We start from the raw sequence: 1,334 nt of genomic DNA, 5'->3' as shown, positions 1-1,334 counted from the left end.
GATGACATCACCGAAACCACTCAAGCCATTATCGGTGCCGATGGCGTAACCGCCACGTTTACCATTGATACGGTGGACGATGTTTACGCGGAAGGCGATGAAGTGTTCCGTGTCAGCGTGTCGGGCATTGTAGATGGTGACAGCAATCCGATTTTTGAGGCATTAGATGTTTCAAATGCCTTTGTTGACACCACCATCAGCGATGAAACGGATCCTGGTCCAGAAGATACGGTTACCGTGACCATGACTGGTCCAGCAAATGTCGTGGAAGGCGATATCACCACAGAGTACACCGTAACGCTGAGCGATCCGGCGCCTGTGGGTAGCATCGTGACCTTAGCTTATAGCTACACTACTGCATCGGGTGATGACATCACTGAAACCACTCAAGCCATTATTGGTGCCGACGGCATAACTGCCACGTTTACCATCGATACAGTGGACGATGTTTACGCCGAAGGCGATGAAGTATTCCGCGTAAGTGTATCGGGTATTGTCGATAGCGACAGCAATCCGATTTTTGAGGCATTAGATGTATCAAATGCCTTTGTTGATACCACCATCAGCGATGAAACTAACCCAGGTCCAGAAGATACGGTCACCGTCACCATGACCGGTCCAGCGAATGTCGTGGAAGGTGACACCACCACAGAGTACACCGTAACACTGAGCGATCCGGCTCCTGTGGGTAGCATTGTCACGTTAGCTTACAGCTATACTACTGCGTCAGGTGATGACATCACCGAAACCACTCAAGCGATTATCGGTGCCGATGGTGTGACGGCTACGTTTACTATCGATACGGTGGATGACGTTTACGCCGAAGGCGATGAAGTGTTCCGTGTCAGCGTGTCGGGTATTGTCGATAGCGACAGCAATCCAATCTTTGAAGCGTTGAACCTCGATAATGCGTTCGTCGACACCACCATCAGCGATGAAACCGATCCGGGTCCAGAAGATACGGTTACCGTCACCATGACCGGTCCAGCAAATGTCGTGGAGGGCGACACCACCACGGATTACACCGTGACACTGAGCGATCCGGCGCCAGTCGGTAGCATCGTCACGCTCGCTTACAGCTACACCACTGCATCGGGTGACGACATTACTGAAACCACCCAAGCGATTATTGGGGCGGATGGCGTAACCGCCACGTTTACCATCGATACCGTGGACGATGTGTATGCCGAAGGCGATGAAGTGTTCCGCGTCAGCGTGTCGGGCATTGTGGATAGCGACAGCAATCCAATCTTTGAAGCGTTGAACTTAGACAATGCCTTTGTCGACACCACCATCAGCGATGAAACCGACCCAGGTCCGGAAGATACGGTTAC

1 pseudogene is annotated in these 1,334 nt (G+C 51.9%); it reads left to right on the top strand.

From position 1 onward, the window contains the following. Positions 1–1,334, top strand: a pseudogene (locus BIW15_RS01160) (Calx-beta domain-containing protein); the annotation flags it as partial.

The sequence above is a fragment of the Vibrio sp. SALL6 genome (assembly GCF_002002385.1).
GTDB lineage: Bacteria > Pseudomonadota > Gammaproteobacteria > Enterobacterales > Vibrionaceae > Vibrio > Vibrio parahaemolyticus.
Note: the sequence above shows the minus strand (reverse complement) of the source record. Positions and strands in the feature narration are given on the sequence as shown.